Annotated in this window: 1 pseudogene; it reads right to left on the bottom strand. The window is 70.3% G+C overall.

From position 1 onward, the window contains the following. Window positions 1-106 precede the first annotated feature (106 nt). Window positions 107-273, bottom strand: a pseudogene (locus AC0KVN_RS27645) (TetR/AcrR family transcriptional regulator); the annotation flags it as partial.

Raw genomic sequence — 273 nt, 5'->3', positions numbered from 1 at the left:
GCCCGCGCCGGAGCGGACGAAAATCTTGGCCTGGTCGAGGAAATGCATGACGCCTCTTTAGCGTCATGGCCGCGAACGGCCACCCCCGGCGGCGCGATGCGAGGAATCAGCCGGTCGCGGCTGCGCAATCCTGCCGGTCGGCGATCAGCATCGCGACCGCAAGTTCGCGCGCGCGGCCGCGCGGCAGGCCCAGCGCGCGCGCCATCGCCGCGCCGAGTAATGCGTCGCCCAGCGCCATCAGCACGAGCTGCAGCGTTTCTTCCTGGATCGACC

The sequence above is a fragment of the Sphingobium sp. SG1 genome (assembly GCF_057063145.1).
The sequence above is the reverse complement of the archived record's forward strand: the minus strand, read 5'-3'. Positions and strand labels throughout refer to the sequence as shown.